The organism is Streptomyces sp. 8L (genome assembly GCF_020176795.1).
Taxonomy (GTDB): domain Bacteria; phylum Actinomycetota; class Actinomycetes; order Streptomycetales; family Streptomycetaceae; genus Streptomyces.
Genome location: NZ_JAIUKE010000114.1, coordinates 1 through 15,721, shown reverse-complemented (window position 1 = coordinate 15,721; position 15,721 = coordinate 1). Strand labels below are relative to the sequence as shown.

Here is a 15,721-nt window from a genome sequence, read left to right as displayed (position 1 = left end):
GGGTAAGACCTACCGCCCCTTCCTTGGAAAGGGCGCTCGGGTCCGGCCCCTCGAATCCCGAGTCTCAGCCGCGCCGCGCGAACGCGACGAAGTCCGCCCAGGAGCGGGCGGGAACGGCGAGTTGACCCTGCCCCTTGAGCTTCGAGTCACGGACGTGCACACGGTCGGGGCAGGTGGCGATCTCTACGCAGTTGCCGCCACCCGAACTGCTGTAGGTGGACTTCCGCCATGCGAGGGCGACTTCTACGCAGTTGCCGCCCGAGGTATTGCTGTAGGACGACTTGAACCAGGTCAGGTCGGTTTTCATAGCTCCTCCGCCAACTTCCTGATGAGACGCGCCGACTCCTCCGGGCTGAGAGCCTGCCGGAGGATCATGGCATGGCGTTGCGCGGCGAAGGAGACCTTTTCCGGGTCGGCGTAGAGCATGCCCGAGAGCTGCCCCTCCTCGTACGCGAGTTGGTCGTGCTCCGGGGTCTCCAGCAACACCAGAGAGCCGCTCAGCCCCGGGCTCGCAGTACCCGCAGGCAGCACTTGGATCATCACATTGCGCCGCTTTCCCACTTCGAGCAGATGCAGCAACTGGCGCTTGTGCCCATCCAGAGGCAAGACCGGGTTCCGGAGCACCCCCTCGGCGATCACGAAACTGTACGACCGAGTGGCCTTGTCGAGCAGAGTCTGCCGCTCCAATCGCCCCGCGACCCGCACCTGGATCGTCTCGTCGTCCAGCGGCGGCCAATCGGCAGCAAGCAGGGCGAAGGCCATCTCTTCCGTCTGCAACAGCCCAGGAATCAACAACGGCTCGTACGACGACACCGCGATCGCCTCCGCCTCGTACCGTACGAAGTCCTCCGCGTACGAGACGTACTTCTCCGGCTGCAAGTACTCCTGAGCAGCCAGCAGTAACCCGCCCGCCTCGCAGAGCCCGTCCGCGACGCGCAGCAGATGCAGCGTCGGCCGCCGCCGCCCCGTCTCCATGGACTTGACGTACTCGTACGAGCAACTGGCCTCGTCCGCAAGAGCCTCACGGGTGACGCCGGAGCGTTCGCGCCAGCGCTTGATCTGGTTTCCGCAGTACCGCCAGGCCATCGGCGGCGGGGTGTTCTCCATGGGTACAGCCACCCTCCGTACACGCGTCGTGACTACGCCAGCATGGCGCATGTCGGCAGTCTGCGTGACATGAATCACGAGGTCGAGTGGCACTTCAACCGCCACCCCCGCATCGTCGCGCGCGCCCGTTCGTTGCTCTCCGTACAGGCGGCGGAGTGGAAAATCCCTGATGAAATGGCCGAAACCGGCGTCCTGTTGCTGAGCGAACTCGTCACGAACGCCCTCCGGCACGGGGGGTGTGCGCCGGGGCGCGAGATCTGGACGCGGGCGCTGCTGGACGACGCCGCCGAGCGCCTGCGGATCGAGGTGTCCGACGCCTGCAACTCGATGCCGCACGCGCGCCACGCGTCCTCGGACGACGAGACGGGGCGCGGCCTTGCGCTGGTGGAGGCGCTCGCGACGCGCTGGGGCGCCGAGCCCAGGCCGTACGGGATCGGAAAGACCGTGTGGTTCGAACTCGCCCCCGTGTGCGGGTCGTCGCTCTGACCGTGGCGTCCGGCCGAAGCCGGTTTCCGCTCGGAGTCGCCCGTGCCAGGATGGCCGGACGATTTTCCTGGGGAAGGGAAGCAACGCGGTGACTACGGGGGCCGGTTCGGAAACCGGGAAGGTGACATTGGAGGTGCCCGGCGCGGACGGTGCCGCGCAACTGACCGCGCTGCGCGCGTGGCTGGTGTCGGACAGCGCACTGCGCGGCCGGGTGGACTGGGTGCGGCGCCCGCCGGAGCCCGGGCAGATGGGCGGTGTCCTCGACACGCTCGGTGTGGTGCTGGGCGGTGGCGGTCTCGCCTCCGTGCTGACGCCGCTGTGCACCTGGGTGGCGTCGCGGCGCGGCAGTGCCCGGGTGGTCGTGCAGCACGAAGGGCGCCGGATCGAGATCGACATCAAGCGCGCCGCCGATCCCGTCGCCGCCGCACGCGAACTGCTCGCCGCGGCCCGGGAGCAGGGCAGTGAGTGATGTCCGCCTGCCGGACGGGGCGAGGAGTCGGGCCGTACTGCTCGGCGTCAGCAGGTTCGCCGACGGCAGGCTGCCGCCGCTGCCCTCGGTCCGCGAGAACCTGACCGGCCTGTGGGGCGCGCTCACCCACCCGGTGACCGGGCTGCTGCCGCCCGCCCACTGCCGTACGGTCGCAGATCCGACCGATCCGCGGGCCGTGGGCGAGGCGCTGTCGTGGGCGGCGGGCGAGGCCGACGACCTGCTGCTCGTCTACTACGCGGGACACGGTGTGCTGGACGACGGAGGGCTCCTGCACCTCGCCGTAGGCAGCACCGTCACGGACCATGTCGGCTACTCCGCCGTGCCGGTGGGCCTCGTCAAACGGACCGTCACCGGCGCGCGCGCCGCCAACCGGGTGCTGATCGTCGACTGCTGCTTCTCCGGGCAGGCGCTGACGGCCATGTCGGGGACCAGCAGCCTGGTGCTCGGCCAGCTCGATCTGACCGGTACGTACACACTGACCTCCACGCCCGAGACCGCCCCCGCCCTCGCCCCGGCGGGCGACCGGTACACCGCGTACACGGGGGCGCTGCTGTCGGCGCTGGACAGTCCCGGGCCGCGCAGCCTGGACGACCTCCACCGCGACGTGCACCGGAACCTGATCGGCCGGGGCCTGCCCGAGCCCCAGCGGATGTCGTCGGGCGACACCGGCCTGCTCGCCCTGAGCAGGGGCACCGGCCCTCGTACCGCCGCCGGAGCCGCCGGCACCGGCACACGGCCCGGCGGACCACCGCCCCAGGGGAGCGGCGGCTGGGGCGAACCACCGGTACCGCGCCCCGCCGAACCCGCCGAACCCGCAGCACCTGTCGCACCCCGGGCGCGGCGCGCGGCTCTCGTCACGGTCTCGGCGCTGGCCTTCGCGGCGGCCGCCTGGGGCGTCGCCGCCGCGTTCAACCAGCACGAGACGCCGGACCCCGGCCCCTCCCCCAGCGTCTCGGACACCGCGCACCACGCGCGCACGGGGTCGACGTCCCCGAAGTCGCCCGCGTCGCAGAGCCCCTCGCCCGTGGACACGGTGGTCTACCGGGACAAGGAGATCACCTGGCCGGCCGCCGACTGCGGTGACACGGGGTACCAGGTGCTCGACCTGGACCTCCCCGGGGTCTCCCTCGGCCACTTCAACGGCCTGGACACGTCGGGAAAGGACGGGGATCTCGCCTATCACGGCTGTGCCGACGAGGACGAGGAGAGCGCCGGAGCCCTGGAGCCGAACACCGACAGCGATCCCCAGGTGCACTTCGGTACCGCGGGGCCCGGGGTCCGCACCGCCGCTCAGTGTGCGGACGCGGCACGCACCGGATCACTCGGAGCCCTGGTGCTGGCGAGGGACGTGAAGCAGGGGGCGTCGTGGTGCGTCACCACGAACGGCGGCCATGTCGCGAAGCTGACGTTCAAGGGCATCGGCGCGCCCTACCGGCACGGGTTGCAGACGTCCCCGAGGAATCCGACGTTCAGGCTCACCGTGACCCTCTGGAAGAAGCCCGCGGAAAGCGACTGAGCCACAGGCTCCTGGACCGGACGGGCGGAGCCCGAGGGCAGGGGTGCGGCGGGCCTCCCCCGACGAACACAGCGTGTCCCCTCGCCCGGCGTGCCCCGAGCACAGGGGTGCGCCGGGGCGCGCCGCGCACCCGTCACCGATGCGGGCGCGCTACGGAACCTCCCACGCCGTCAGATCCGCTACGAACTCGCTGTAGGAGCGGTTCGAGCCGACGGGCCGGGTGAGCAGTCCGTGGCCGAGGGCTCGGGTCATCACCTCCGGGCCGTCGCTCTCCCGGAAGGGCGGGCTGCTGAACTCGGCCTCGATGTCCTCCTTCGGCCGCTGCCGCCGGCCCGTGTCCTTGCCCCGCCACGCGGCCGGAACCGTCCAGGAGGGCCGATACAGGGTGAAGGCGTCGGGGAACAGCAGGAGCCACGCCTCGGACTCGGCCGCCGCGAGGGCGTAGACCGAAGAGGACGTCCCGGCCGCCCTGCTCAGCGCCGCGGAGACGTCCCGCCGCGCGGCATCGTATTCCGGCCCCGGGCAGGCATCCATGTCCTCGTGGACGGCGATGCCGACGAACTCGCCCGCCCTGAGCCTGGCCTTGCCCCTGGCCTTGCGTACCAGTGTGTCGGCGGCCGTCGCGAGGGCGGCCCCCGACTTCTTGCGCAGCCGGACCGGGTCGGTGATCTCCGTAAGAGAGACCGCGCGGGCCAGTTCCGGGTGGGCGGCCTTGATGAGCGCGGCCAGCATCCGGCGGTCGTTCGCGCTCTCACCCGCCAGGACGACGACACCTCGCCCGGCGGGTCTTCCGGCGCCGCGCCGGCCCCGCGCGCTCACAGTTCGTCCTCGGTGAGATCGCCTCCGAGGTCCCCGGAGAACCACAGCTCTCCCAGCGGCCTGTCCCCCGTCTCCGCGACGATCTCCTCGATCTCTTCGGCCGACAGGGCCGGAATGATCGACGCGCCGCTGTCGTCGCGGTCGCACACGATGAACTCGCTCGGCTCCAACCGGTCGACCAGGGCGGGAGAATGCGTCGCCACGATCAGCTGCGTACGCTTGGACGCCTCTCTCAGCCGCTCGACGATGAGTTCCAGGGCCTGCGGGTGCAGGCCGTGATCGATCTCCTCCACGCACGTGAGAGCGGGCGGCTCCGGGTCGTAGAGCATGGCGAGCAGGCCCAGGAGCCGTACCGTGCCGAACGAAGCGTCCGCCAGTGGCGTGGTGCGCCTCAGGCCCTTCTCGTGCAGCACCACCGCGAGTCGGTCGGCGTAGCCCCCGACCTGTTCGAATTCGATGGCCTCCAACTGCGGCAGGACGCGGCGTGCGTCCTTCGTGAGAAGGTCCCAGCGGTCCTCGTCCGCGCTGAGGTGGACGAGGAAGGCGGCCAGGTTCTCGGCGTGTGCGTCCAGGCGGCCCGCGAGGGTGGAGCGCGCCCGGGTGGGCTGTCTCGCGGCGGCGACGTCCACGTCGAACACCCGGAAGGAAGACAGCCGTTCAGCGACGCGCGCGACCTCCTCGCCCCCGTCTGAGCGCCCGAGGCGAGGCAGGGTGGACAGGCCGCTGCTCAGCCGCTGGATACCGAAGCTGCCCCGGTCCCTCTCGTGGCCGGCTCGGTCCTCGACCACCCGGGCCTCCTCGCCGGAGATCCTGATGCGCCGCCCCCTGCCCCGGGTGCGCTTGAACGCGAAGCTCTCCTCACGGGACAGGGCGTACGCATCGCGGTTGTGGGGCAGCGAACGCCTGCGGATGGTGAGTGTGTACTCGTCCGGCGCGTTGGTGCTCGCGTAGGTCGTCCAGACGGCCTTGAGGTGGATCTTCATCGAGGTCGGAGGCCGGTCTCCGCCCCAGAACCCCACTTCGTCGAAGCCCCCGCGCTCGTCGAGCGCCGGCTGAAGGTCCGTTCGGATCATGGCGGCGAGGAAGTCGAAGACACCGAGGACGTTCGATTTGCCCACACCGTTCGGGCCCACCAGCACGGTGAGCGGGCCCAGGGGGAGGGTCACATCCCGCAGACTGCGAAAGTTCTCGATGCGGAGTTCCAGGAGGAGGCCGGGCATGGGGCGAACCTACCCGGTGCGCATGCGCCGAAGGGACCTGACCGGCGCGGGCATCACCTCCGCACGCCCCCGCACGCCCCCGCAGGCCCTCTCGCACGGACTCGTACCCGCCGCCCTCAGACAGAGCATCGCGCCCTGACGGAGCGGCCCAGAGCCGGCCTCAGACCAGGCGCCGGGCCGTCGCCCACCGGGTGAGTTCGTGGCGGTTGGAGAGCTGGAGTTTGCGCAGGACCGCCGAGACATGGGACTCGACCGTCTTCACCGAGATGAACAGCTGCTTCGCGATCTCCTTGTACGCGTAGCCGCGCGCGATCAGGCGCAGTACCTCGCGCTCGCGCTGGGTGAGGCGGTCCAGGTCTTCGTCCACCGGGGGCGCGTCCGTCGAGGCGAAGGCGTCCAGGACGAAGCCGGCCAGGCGCGGCGAGAAGACGGCGTCGCCCTCCTGCACGCGGAAGACGGAGTTGACGAGGTCCGTGCCGGTGATCGTCTTCGTCACGTAGCCGCGCGCGCCGCCCCGGATCACACCGATGACGTCCTCGGCCGCGTCCGACACCGACAGGGCGAGGAAGCGGACCGGGTTGTCCACCGCGCCCATCAGCGGGGCGCAGCGCCGCAGCACCTCCACACCGCCGCCGCCGGGGAGGTGGACGTCGAGGAGTACGACCTCGGGGCGTGTCGCGGTGATGACCGTGACGGCCTGGTCCACGTCGGCCGCCTCACCGACGACCTCCACTCCGGTCTCCTCCGTACGGCCGATCTCGGCCTGCACGCCCGTGCGGAACATCCGGTGGTCGTCCACCAGCACGACGCGCACGTGGCGCGCCCCCGATGCGTCGTCGCTGTTCATGTCCGTCCGTCCCTCGGTCGTGTCGTGCGTGCTACTGCTGTTGCCGCCCGGGCCGCTGCCTCGGCCGCTGCCCGCTGCCGCGGACTCGGGCGACCGGCCCAGTTCCCCGCCGCTCGTGGCGGCCGTCACCCCTCCGCCCGCGCGGCCGTGTCCGGTGCGCGGTCCATCTCCAGCTCGACCACCGTGCCGCCCTCGGGCGCCGTCCGCAGCCGTGCCGTACCGCCGTTGCGCTGCATTCTTCCGATGATCGAACCCCGGACGCCCATCCGGTCGTCCGGCACCGCGTCGAGATCGAAGCCGGGGCCCCTGTCCCGTACGGAGACGAAGACCGAGCGGCCCTCCACCTCCGCGTACACCTGCACCGCGCCGCCCTCGCCACCGTACTTCGCGGCATTGACCATGGCCTCGCGCGCGGCCTGGAGCTGCGCGCCGAGCTTCTCGTCCATCGGGCAGTCGCCCACAACGACGACCTCGATCGGCACCCCGTGGTGGTCCTCCACCTCGGCGGCCGTCCTCTCCACCGAGTCGGCGAGCGTGTCCGGCTCGTCCGCCTCGTCCTTGCCCCTGCCCTCCGGGCGGTACAGCCACGCGCGCAGCTCGCGCTCCTGGGCGCGGGCGAGGCGCCGCACCTCGCCGCCGTCGTCGGCGTTGCGCTGGATCAGGGTGAGGGTGTGCAGGACCGAGTCGTGCACATGCGCCGCGACCTCCGCGCGCTCCTGCGCCCTGATGCGCATCAGCCGCTCCTCGGACAGGTCCTGCGTCATCCGTACGAGCCAGGGCCCGACGAGCAGGCCGATGCCCGCGACCACGGCGATCGACGCCGTCAGCACATTGCCGAACTGGGCCGCCGAGCCGCGCACCACGACGAAGACCGTCAGGCCGAGCCCCACCAGCGCGACGCCCGCGACACCGCGCGCGAGCTGGAGCACCCGGCGGCGCCTGCCGATCTCCGTCCACCGCGCACGGCGTGCGTTGTCCGCCTGGCGCCAGACCAGCACGAGCCCGGCGCCGATCAGCAGCACCGGCCAGATGTAGCGGCCGGTCCCCGACAGGCCCATGTTCACCCTGCTGATGAAGATGACCGCGCCGACCGCCAGCGCGACGAGCGCGAAGACCTGGCCCTTGTCGGGCCTGCGCAGCCTGCGGCTGCCGTCGGGCTGGACCTCGAACATGGGATGGGGCTGGACCGCCGACGTGCCGCCCACGCCGAGCGGGACGACGATCCAGAACACCGCGTACAGCAGGGCGCCCAGGCCCTGCGCGAAGAAGAGCGCGAGGAACGCGAGCCGCACCCAGACGACGGGCAGCCCGAGGTGTCCCGCGAGACCGCGCGCCACACCGCCGAGGAAACGGCCGTCCACGCTCCGGTACAGCTTGCGCGGGGGCTGCTCCTCGGACGTGGCGGCTCGGGGCGGGGCGGCGGCTGGCATGTCTTCGATGGTCACACGAGCGGACGCGGCCCGGCACCGGTTCGGGGCCGATATCAGGGACGTCGGGGGTCAATCTCAGGGATGGCCCAGGGTCGTCACCGGTGGAGAACGAGGGTGGGCTGCCGCCACCATGGACGTATGACACCCCCGCCAGAGCCCGTCGGGCCCGACCGGCACGAGCCGGAGCGGAGCGGAGCCGGGCCCAGCGCCCCGGACCGCTCCGCTTCGAAGGCGCGCGCCCCGCAGGACGGGCCGTCCGGCTCCGCCGACTCAGCGCCGTCCGGCTCCGCCGCGTCGTCCGAGAGGGAGAAGGCGAGGGAGAAGGCGAAGGACGCAGAGGGGCGCGGGACGCTCACGCGCAGCCCCCGGCAGAAGGTCCTCGGCGGGGTGTGCGGCGGCCTCGGCCGCTATTGCGACGTCGATCCGGTCGTCTTCCGCATCGTCGTGGGCGTCCTGAGCGTCGCGGGCGGACTCGGAATGATCTTCTACGGGTTCGCCTGGCTGCTGATCCCGATGGAGGGCGAGGAGGAGAACGAGGGGCGCAAGCTGCTCTCCGGCCGCGTCGAGGGCGCGGCGCTGATCGCGGTTCTGCTCGCGCTCATCGGCTGCGGCCTGTTCCTGTCCATGCTCGGCAATGGCGGCACGCTCAGCTTCGCCGTCATGCTGACGTGCGCGGTCGTGGCCTCCGGTGTCTACGCGAAGCACCGCCGTGAGGCCGCCGCGGCGGGCGGCCCGCCCGATCCGGCCGCCGCGTACACCGTGCCGGACGCCCCGCCCGAGACGAAGGCGCCGCCGGTGCCCGGGGGCCCGTCGTGGTGGCGCGATCCCATCGTCAAGGACGGCACGACGGGCCACTACGCGGCGACGTACCTGTGGGGCCCGGAGGACGAGCCGTCCACGGGGCGGCGTGGGTCCACCAGGATGCGCCGCGTGCGGCGCGCCGGCCCGTCCGCGTGGGCATACGGCGCGGAGGGCGCCGCCGCGGCCGACCTGGTGGTGGAGGCCCAGCGGCCGGCCGACATCGGCGGTTCGATCTTCTTCGCGGCGCTGGTGGCGGGCGGCCTCGGCACCTGGCTCTCGTGGCACGCGCACCCGCTGGGGGTCACCCTCCAGATCGGTCTCGCGCTCGCGCTCGCCGTGCTGGGCGCGGGCCTGATCCTGACCTCGTTCGTCTTCCGCGCCGGTTTCGGCACGATCTTCCTGACGATCGTGACGACGCTGCTGCTCGCGGCGTCCACGGCGCTGCCCTCCGACATCAGTACGCACTGGAGCCGCGCGACCTGGCGGCCCGCGAACACGGCCGCCGTGGCGCCTTCGTACCGGCTGGGGTCGGGGGTCGGGACGCTCGACCTGCGTGGTCTGAAGGTCGCCGCCGGGACGACGGTGCGTACGTCCGCGCATGTCGGCGGCGGCCGGCTCAAGGTGCTCGTACCGGCGGGCACGGCCCTCGACATACGGGCGGGGACGACGGCGGGGGCCGTCCGGCTGCCCGGGGACAGCTCGAACGAGCTGCACATAGCGCCGAACCAGACGCTGCACAGGACGTACCCGGCGGCACCGGAGCACGGGGCGCACGCGCCGCACGCGGCGACGGGGACCGGGACGCTCGCACTCAGGCTCGACGTCGGTCTCGGAGAGGTGGAGGTGACCCGTGCAGCGTCATGAGGCGAAGCCGGGACGGACGATCGTGGGCCTCGTCGCCATCGGCACGGCGGTGCTGTACGCGGGCGACACCGCGGGCACCTGGCGCACCGAGTGGTACACGGCGCTGCCGCTGCTGTTCGGCGGGCTGGTGCTGGCCGCGGTCGTCGGCCTGGCCGTTCACAGCGCGCGGCGGCGCCATCCGCGGCCCGAGCCCGACCGCAGCGAGTCGAAGGACAGCACCGGCGACCCGACGAGCACGAGGGGGAGCCAGGCCATCAAGTAGGCGAGGTCATTGCCGTAGTAGTACGGCGTGGACTGCCAGCTCACCGTGAGCCAGAGGCTGAGCGAGATGACCGCGCCGCCGGCGGCGGCGACCCGGCCGAAAACGCCGAACAAAGTGCCGATGCCGACGGCCAGTTCGCCCAGCGCGATCGCCATGCCGAAGCCCGTCGGGCTCTTGAGCGCGAGATCGACGAGCGCGGGGATCGCGGCGCTGTCGCGCACGCCGTGCATCATCTCCCCGATGGAGCCCGGCCCACTGGAGTCGAGGAACCCGTGGGTGGTGAGCTTGTCGATGCCCGCGTAGAGGAAGGTCACACCGAGGAACACACGCAGCGGCAGCAACCCGTAGACCGGAGGTATCCCCCGCCACCCCCGGGCCCTGCCCGGGCCGCCGTCGCCCACCGTCCCCAAGCTGTTCGTCCGAAAACCCTGTGCCATGGCCGGTCCGCCTTCCTCTCCACCCGGGTACCCGCGAGCCGGTCCCGCCCGCGAGGTTCATTAGTGCATACGCACGCGGCGGCCCGGACGCTCACCCCGATCGAAGACGGCGTGGAGCAGACCGCCCCAGCCGCCCCGCTCCCGGACGCGGCCCCACACGACTGTCACCTTCAGCCCTTGCCCGATCACACGGCGTTACGATCGCGCCATGCCGGATGAGAGCGACAAAAACGAAACCGAGAACGAAAATTACGACGTGATCGTGATCGGGACCAGCCAGGGCGGCCGATTCCTCCCCATCGACCTCGCGAAGGCGGGCAAGAAGGTGGCGCTCGTCGAGCGCGGCCACCTGGGCGGCGTCTGCGTGAACACCGGGTGCACGCCGACGAAGACGATGGTCGCCAGTGCCCGCCTCGCCCATCAGGCACGGCGCGGCGCCGCATACGGGGTGCGCACCGGCCCGGTGTCGGTCGACCTCGCCGCGGTGCGCGAGCGCACCCGGGCCATGGTCGCGGGCGCGCGGGACAACTACGCGAGCCGGCTGCCGCGAGAAGGGCTCGACCTGATCGAGGGCGAGGCCCGTTTCACGGGCCCCAAGACGCTGGAGATCGCGCTGACGGGCGGCGGGACGCGGCAGATCGGCGCGCCGGTGATCGTTGTCGACACCGGCACGAGGCCCAGAGCCCTGACGATCAGCGGCGCGCGGGACGTCCCCGTCCTTGACTCCACCTCGGTCATGGAGCTGGACGAACTCCCCGAGCACCTGATCATTCTCGGCGGGGGCTACATCGGCCTGGAGTTCGGGCAGATGTTCCGCCGGTTCGGAAGCGACGTCACGATCGTCCAGACCGGCCCCCGCCTGATGAAGAACGAGGACGAGGACGTCTCGGACGAGGTCGCCGCCATCCTGCGTGAGGACGGGATCACCGTCCTGACGTCCTCCACCCCGAGCCGGATCGAGAACGCGCGCAGCGGGCGGGTCCTGCTCACCGTCGTCACTCCGGACGGCGAGCGGCGGATCGAGGGGTCCCACCTGCTGTCGGCCATCGGCCGCGTTCCCAACACGGAGGCACTCGCACCGGCCGCCGCCGGTATCCGGCTCAGCGACAGGGGCTTCATCGAGGTCGACGAGTTCCTGGAGACCTCCGCCCCCGGCGTCTACGCCATGGGAGACGTCAAGGGCGGCCCGGCGTTCACCCACCTCTCCTACGACGACTACCGCGTCCTGCGGGCCAACCTGCTCGGCGGCGAGAAGGCGAGCACACGGGACAGGGTCGTCCCGTACACCACGTTCATCGACCCGCAGCTCGGCCGCGTCGGCATGACCGAACGGCAGGCCAGGGAGGAGAACCGCTCCGTACTCGTCGCGAAACTGCCGATGAGCGCCGTCATCCGGGCCCTCGAAACCGGCGAGACACGGGGCTTCATGAAAGCCGTCATCGACGCGGACACCCACCAGATCCTCGGTGCCACCGTGCTGGGCCCCGAAGGCGGCGAGATCATGACGATCATCCAGGTCGCCATGCTGGGCGGGCTCCCCCACACCGCCATGGCGGACGCCATCTTCACCCACCCCCTCCTCGCCGAAGGGCTCAACACCCTCTTCGCGACCGCCGACGCCTGAGATCCCCGCGCTCGCGCGTACGGCGCCGGCTCCAACAGCCCGCCCCGGACGAGGGGTTCGTCCGGGCTCAGGAGCTCGTCCGGTTCCTGAGCCCGACCGGGCCAGGAGCTCGCCGGGGATCAGGAACTCGACCGGGCCAGGAACTCGACCGGGCTCAGGAGCTCGTGAGGATGACGAGTTCCCGGGTCGCCCGGGTCATCGCGACATAGCGGTCGACCGCTCCCTCGATGCCCCGGCCGAACGATTCCGGGTCGACGAGGACGACGAGGTCGAACTCCAGCCCCTTCGACAGCTCCGGGGTCAGGGACCGGACACGGCGCGTCGCCCGGAAGGCGGGGTCGCCGATGACGCAGGCGACCCCGTCCGCGTTCACGGCCAGCCAGGCGTCGAGGATCGCGTCCCGGTCCGAGGCGCGAGCGTGCACGACGGGGATGCCGCTGCCGCGGACGGACACCGGCACGTTGGCGTCGGGCAGCACCGCCCGGATGACGGGCTCGGCCTCCGCCATGATCTCTTCCGGCGTGCGGTAGTTGATGCTCAGGGACGCCAGGCTGATCCGGTCGAGGCCGACCCGATCGAGCCGCTCCTGCCACGACTCCGTGAACCCGTGCCTGGCCTGGGCCCGGTCACCGACGATGGTGAAGCTCCGGGACGGGCAGCGCAGCAGCAGCATCTGCCACTGGGCGTCGGTCAGTTCCTGGGCCTCGTCCACGACGACGTGCGCGAAGGGGCCCGCGAGCCGGTCGGGGCCGGCGGCCGGCAGGGCCGCCTCGTCGACCAGGCTGTCCCGCAGATCCTGCCCGTGCAGCATCGTCACGGCGCCCTCTCCGTCGTCGTCGGCCTGGAGCAGGCCGTCGATGACGTGGTCCATGCGCTCACGCTGGGCGGCGAGGGCGGCGCTGCGCCTGCGCTCGCGCCGCGCCGCCTCCGGGTCGCCGAGCCGCTGTCGTGCCGCGTCCAGGAACGGCAGGTCGGACACCGTCCAGGCGCGGGCGTCGGCGCGTTGCAGCCTCCGGACGTCGTCGCGGTCGAGCCAGGGGGCGCACAGGCGCAGGTAGGCGGGGACCGTCCACAGGTCGGAGACGAGGTCGGCCGCTTCGAGCAGCGGCCACGCGCGGTGGAGGGCCGTGACCAGTTCCCTGTCCTGCCGGAGCGCCTTGCGCAGCAGTTCGGGGGGCGCGTCGCCGTCGTGCTTGTCGATCAGGATCGTGAGCAGTTCCTCCCAGATCCGCTCGCGCGCCTCGTTGTGCGGGATACCGGCCTCCGCCGCTTGGAAGGCCTCCGCCCAGTCGGCGGCGCTCAGCCAGACGTCGGACCAGGGGGTCGTGACCGTCATGCCCTCGGTGGGCGGCGCCTCGTAGAACCCGACGGCCGGCTCGATCGCCCCCACCAGGTCCGCGGACGACTTCAGGCGGGCCACCTCCGGGTCGGCCTCGGTCCCCGCCTCGGCGCCCTCGGTGACGAGGTCCCGCAGCGTGCAGGTCGCCACGCCCTCCTCGCCGAGGCTCGGCAGGACGTCGGCGACGTAACCCAGGTAGGGCTGGTGCGGGCCGACGAAGAGCACGCCGCCCCTGCGGTGGCCGAGGCGGGGATCGGAGTAGAGGAGGTACGCGGAACGGTGCAGCGCGACGACCGTCTTGCCGGTGCCCGGGCCGCCGTCGACGACGAGCGCGCCGCGCGAGTCCGCGCGGATGATGGCGTCCTGGTCGGCCTGGATGGTGCCGAGCACGTCCCGCATCCGGGTCGAACGGTTGGCGCCGAGGCTGGCGATGAAGGCGGACTGGTCGTCGAGCGCGGCGTGCCCGGCGAACCCGTCCGCGGTGAACACCTCGTCCCAGTAGTCGCTGATCCGGCCGCGGGTCCAGCGGTACCTGCGGCGACTCGCGAGCCCCATGGGGTTCGCGTGGGTGGCGCCGAAGAACGGTTCGACCGCCGGGGAGCGCCAGTCGAGCAGCAGCCTGCGGCCCGTACGGTCCGTCAGGCCGAGCCGTCCGACGTACACGGGCTCGGAGCCGTCCGTACCGACCATGTGACCGAGGCACAGGTCGAGACCGTAGCGGCGCAGCGCACGCAGCCGGGAGGTCAGCCGGTGGATCTCCGTGTCCCGGTCCATCGCCTCCCGGCCCAGGCCGCCGGGCGCCCTGCGCAAGGCGTCGAGGGCGTCGGACAGTTCGGCGATCGACTGGTCGAGGCACTCGGCGATCGCCGCGAAGTGCCTCTCGTCATCGGCGATCAGCGCCGGATCGGCCTTGGGGGAAAGGTGGTCGGGCAGGGCGAAGGCGCCCGCCATCGGGGAGTTCATGTCATCGGCTTTCCGCGGGTTCCGGCCTGGGCGAGCGATTCTGCGGTACGAAGGGGGCCTTGCCGCAAGCCCCCCAGTGCGCTATATGTTCAAAGTGGCAAGAGGTGGGTTTCCCCTCTTGCCTTTTCTCATCCCGGGCCCGGACCGGCCGATGGTGCTGACCGGCGGTGCCGTCTGGGGGTGCTGACCGGCCGACGGCTGCCGGCTGATACGACCGAACGACGCGACCGGCTGACGGCGGCCGGCTGACTCGGTCGGCTGACTCGGTCGGCTTACGGCGACCGGGCGACAGCACTCAGCGCTGGGCGAGGCCGTCGATCATCAGGCCGAGCGTGAAGTCGAACCGGTCATGGCCCTCGCCCGCGGTCAACTCGACGGCGTGCCGCGTGACATGGGGAAAGACCGCGGGCGGCAGAGCGGCGAACCTGCGGAGCAGTTCCTCGCGGTCGAGCACCCAGACGTCGTCGTCGTGGGCTGACCGCTGACGTGCGATCGACGCCTCCAGGCAGTAGGCGGCCACATACAGCAGGAGGGCGTCGATGGCCCAGGCGGCGGCCTGCGGGGCGACGCCGCCGGCGAGCAGGATGGCCAGCATGCCCTCATTGACCCGCACGGTCTCCAGGTCGGTGGGGGCCATGGCGAGCGCGGCGCGGGAGATCCCGGGGTACTTCAGGTACTGGTCGCGGATCTGCGCGCACACGCCGCGGATCTGCTCGCGCCAGGCACCGGGATCGGGCTCGGGCAGGACGAGTACGGAGCAGAGCCGCCCGATGAGTAGCTCGTCCAGGTCGGCCTTGTTGACCACGTGCGCGTAGAGCGAGGCGGGCCCGGTGCCGAGCGCGGTCGCCAGCCGGCGCATGGTCAGCGCCTCGTAGCCGTCCGCGGCGACGAGGTCCAGCGCGGTGTCGACGACCCGCTCCACGGTGATCGGGATCTTGCGGCGCCGCGACTCCCGGCCCGGGGCGATCTCGGGGTCCGGCGGCCTGTGACGTGCCGCGCGTCGCTCTCTCGGGTTCACGCGACCACCATAGCCCGATTTGACACGAACACCGTTCGTTCGTAGAACAGTGTTCGTGACCAATGACGTAACCAATGACGCGGCCAATGACGCGAAGAACGACGCAATCACTGACATGACCACTGATGTGACCGTGGTCGGAGCCGGGCCCGTGGGGCTCGTGCTCGCCGCCGAACTGGCGCTCTCCGGCGCGAGGGTGCAGGTGCTCGAGCGGCTGACCGAGCCGGACGAGGGAATGAAGGCGGGGGCGATCAACGTCCCGACGGCCGAGGCGCTCGACCGCCGCGGCCTGCTCCCCGCCGCCGAGCGGGTGCAGCGGGAGATGCTGGCCAGGGTGGGGCCGATCGCCCCCACAGCAGACCGCCGAGAACCCGGGAACGAGCGACGGGACGGCCGGGGCTCCGACGACCAGGGGCCCGGCGGCGGGCGCGGGCCCCGCCCCCCCCGCGCCCGCCGCCCCCCCCCCCCCACCCCCCCGGGCCCCCCCCACCCCCCCCC

At 71.9% G+C, this 15,721-nt stretch carries 17 protein-coding genes; 8 read left to right on the top strand and 9 right to left on the bottom strand.

Features of this window, described 5'->3' with window-relative positions; all coding sequences use genetic code 11:
- Positions 1-64 precede the first annotated feature (64 nt).
- The gene (locus tag LCE31_RS11700; RefSeq protein ID WP_225014130.1) at positions 65-307 is read right to left on the bottom strand and encodes a DUF397 domain-containing protein; all 243 of its coding nucleotides are present in this window, start codon (positions 305-307) and stop codon (positions 65-67) included.
- Complete coding sequence (locus LCE31_RS11695) at positions 304-1,107, bottom strand: helix-turn-helix domain-containing protein (RefSeq protein ID WP_225014129.1); 804 nt, start codon at positions 1,105-1,107, stop codon at positions 304-306. The genes LCE31_RS11700 and LCE31_RS11695 overlap by 4 nt, the downstream gene beginning before the upstream one ends.
- 69 nt (positions 1,108-1,176) lie before the next feature.
- Here LCE31_RS11695 and LCE31_RS11690 point away from each other — a divergent pair, with 69 nt between their 5' ends.
- The 3 genes from LCE31_RS11690 (at position 1,177) to LCE31_RS11680 (ending at position 3,599) form a co-directional block, all read left to right on the top strand.
- Positions 1,177-1,593 carry an ATP-binding protein gene (locus LCE31_RS11690; RefSeq protein WP_225014128.1) on the top strand — a complete coding sequence of 139 codons (417 nt, stop codon included), beginning with the start codon at positions 1,177-1,179 and terminating at the stop codon, positions 1,591-1,593.
- A 121-nt stretch (positions 1,594-1,714) separates the two neighbouring features.
- Positions 1,715-2,062: an effector-associated constant component EACC1 gene (locus LCE31_RS11685; RefSeq protein ID WP_225014127.1), complete on the top strand. Its 348-nt coding sequence runs from the start codon at positions 1,715-1,717 to the stop codon at positions 2,060-2,062.
- Positions 2,055-3,599 (top strand): caspase family protein, encoded by a 1,545-nt coding sequence (locus LCE31_RS11680; RefSeq protein ID WP_225014126.1) that lies wholly within the window; start codon positions 2,055-2,057, stop codon positions 3,597-3,599. Before LCE31_RS11685 ends, LCE31_RS11680 begins: the two co-directional genes overlap by 8 nt.
- Before the next feature lie 150 nt (positions 3,600-3,749).
- On the opposite strand, the gene LCE31_RS11675 is transcribed toward LCE31_RS11680, so the two are convergent.
- Positions 3,750-4,418, bottom strand: a complete 669-nt coding sequence (locus tag LCE31_RS11675; RefSeq protein WP_225014125.1) for a hypothetical protein — start codon at positions 4,416-4,418, stop codon at positions 3,750-3,752.
- Entirely contained in the window at positions 4,415-5,638 is a 1,224-nt protein-coding gene (locus tag LCE31_RS11670; protein ID WP_225014124.1) for an AAA family ATPase, read from the bottom strand. Before LCE31_RS11670 ends, LCE31_RS11675 begins: the two co-directional genes overlap by 4 nt.
- Between LCE31_RS11670 and LCE31_RS11665 the strand changes: the two genes are divergently transcribed.
- Positions 5,637-5,777: a hypothetical protein gene (locus tag LCE31_RS11665; protein ID WP_225014123.1), complete on the top strand. Its 141-nt coding sequence runs from the start codon at positions 5,637-5,639 to the stop codon at positions 5,775-5,777. The genes LCE31_RS11670 and LCE31_RS11665 overlap by 2 nt on opposite strands.
- Before the next feature lie 21 nt (positions 5,778-5,798).
- Here the strand turns inward: LCE31_RS11665 and LCE31_RS11660 are convergent, their stop codons facing one another.
- A complete protein-coding gene (locus LCE31_RS11660; protein ID WP_225014122.1) occupies positions 5,799-6,485 on the bottom strand; it encodes a LuxR C-terminal-related transcriptional regulator in 687 nt (228 codons plus the stop codon).
- Between the two features lie 125 nt (positions 6,486-6,610).
- Positions 6,611-7,915 carry an ATP-binding protein gene (locus LCE31_RS11655; protein WP_225014121.1) on the bottom strand — a complete coding sequence of 435 codons (1,305 nt, stop codon included), beginning with the start codon at positions 7,913-7,915 and terminating at the stop codon, positions 6,611-6,613.
- 138 nt (positions 7,916-8,053) lie between these two features.
- Between LCE31_RS11655 and LCE31_RS11650 the strand changes: the two genes are divergently transcribed.
- Positions 8,054-9,580, top strand: coding sequence for a PspC domain-containing protein (locus LCE31_RS11650; protein ID WP_225014120.1), 1,527 nt, complete (start codon positions 8,054-8,056; stop codon positions 9,578-9,580).
- The gene (locus LCE31_RS11645; protein ID WP_225014119.1) at positions 9,567-9,842 is read left to right on the top strand and encodes a hypothetical protein; all 276 of its coding nucleotides are present in this window, start codon (positions 9,567-9,569) and stop codon (positions 9,840-9,842) included. The genes LCE31_RS11650 and LCE31_RS11645 overlap by 14 nt, the downstream gene beginning before the upstream one ends.
- On the opposite strand, the gene LCE31_RS11640 is transcribed toward LCE31_RS11645, so the two are convergent.
- The gene (locus tag LCE31_RS11640; protein ID WP_225014118.1) at positions 9,737-10,279 is read right to left on the bottom strand and encodes a DoxX family protein; all 543 of its coding nucleotides are present in this window, start codon (positions 10,277-10,279) and stop codon (positions 9,737-9,739) included. The genes LCE31_RS11645 and LCE31_RS11640 overlap by 106 nt on opposite strands.
- A 208-nt stretch (positions 10,280-10,487) precedes the next feature.
- Here LCE31_RS11640 and LCE31_RS11635 point away from each other — a divergent pair, with 208 nt between their 5' ends.
- On the top strand, positions 10,488-11,903 hold the full coding sequence (locus LCE31_RS11635) for a mercuric reductase (RefSeq protein ID WP_225014117.1): 1,416 nt from the start codon (positions 10,488-10,490) through the stop codon (positions 11,901-11,903).
- Between the two features lie 154 nt (positions 11,904-12,057).
- Here LCE31_RS11635 and helR read toward each other — a convergent pair whose 3' ends face one another.
- Together helR and LCE31_RS11625 are read right to left on the bottom strand one after the other, a co-directional pair.
- Complete coding sequence (helR, locus tag LCE31_RS11630) at positions 12,058-14,205, bottom strand: RNA polymerase recycling motor ATPase HelR (protein ID WP_225014116.1); 2,148 nt, start codon at positions 14,203-14,205, stop codon at positions 12,058-12,060.
- A gap of 295 nt (positions 14,206-14,500) precedes the next feature.
- Entirely contained in the window at positions 14,501-15,223 is a 723-nt protein-coding gene (locus LCE31_RS11625; protein WP_225014115.1) for a TetR/AcrR family transcriptional regulator, read from the bottom strand.
- 115 nt (positions 15,224-15,338) lie between these two features.
- On the opposite strand from LCE31_RS11625, the gene LCE31_RS11620 reads away from it, so the two are divergent.
- Positions 15,339-15,721 (top strand): FAD-dependent monooxygenase (locus LCE31_RS11620; protein WP_225014131.1); only part of this gene is annotated, 383 nt, incomplete at its 3' end.

Coding starts and splice junctions, on each gene's coding strand:
- LCE31_RS11695 (WP_225014129.1), bottom strand. CDS start 1,107: ATGGAGAACACCCCGCCGCCGATGGCCTGGCGGTACTGCGGAAACCAG.
- LCE31_RS11650 (WP_225014120.1), top strand. CDS start 8,054: ATGACACCCCCGCCAGAGCCCGTCGGGCCCGACCGGCACGAGCCGGAG.
- LCE31_RS11655 (WP_225014121.1), bottom strand. CDS start 7,915: ATGCCAGCCGCCGCCCCGCCCCGAGCCGCCACGTCCGAGGAGCAGCCC.
- LCE31_RS11660 (WP_225014122.1), bottom strand. CDS start 6,485: ATGAACAGCGACGACGCATCGGGGGCGCGCCACGTGCGCGTCGTGCTG.
- LCE31_RS11635 (WP_225014117.1), top strand. CDS start 10,488: ATGCCGGATGAGAGCGACAAAAACGAAACCGAGAACGAAAATTACGAC.
- LCE31_RS11640 (WP_225014118.1), bottom strand. CDS start 10,279: ATGGCACAGGGTTTTCGGACGAACAGCTTGGGGACGGTGGGCGACGGC.
- LCE31_RS11665 (WP_225014123.1), top strand. CDS start 5,637: ATGGGGCGAACCTACCCGGTGCGCATGCGCCGAAGGGACCTGACCGGC.
- LCE31_RS11690 (WP_225014128.1), top strand. CDS start 1,177: ATGAATCACGAGGTCGAGTGGCACTTCAACCGCCACCCCCGCATCGTC.
- LCE31_RS11700 (WP_225014130.1), bottom strand. CDS start 307: ATGAAAACCGACCTGACCTGGTTCAAGTCGTCCTACAGCAATACCTCG.
- LCE31_RS11670 (WP_225014124.1), bottom strand. CDS start 5,638: ATGCCCGGCCTCCTCCTGGAACTCCGCATCGAGAACTTTCGCAGTCTG.
- helR (WP_225014116.1), bottom strand. CDS start 14,205: ATGAACTCCCCGATGGCGGGCGCCTTCGCCCTGCCCGACCACCTTTCC.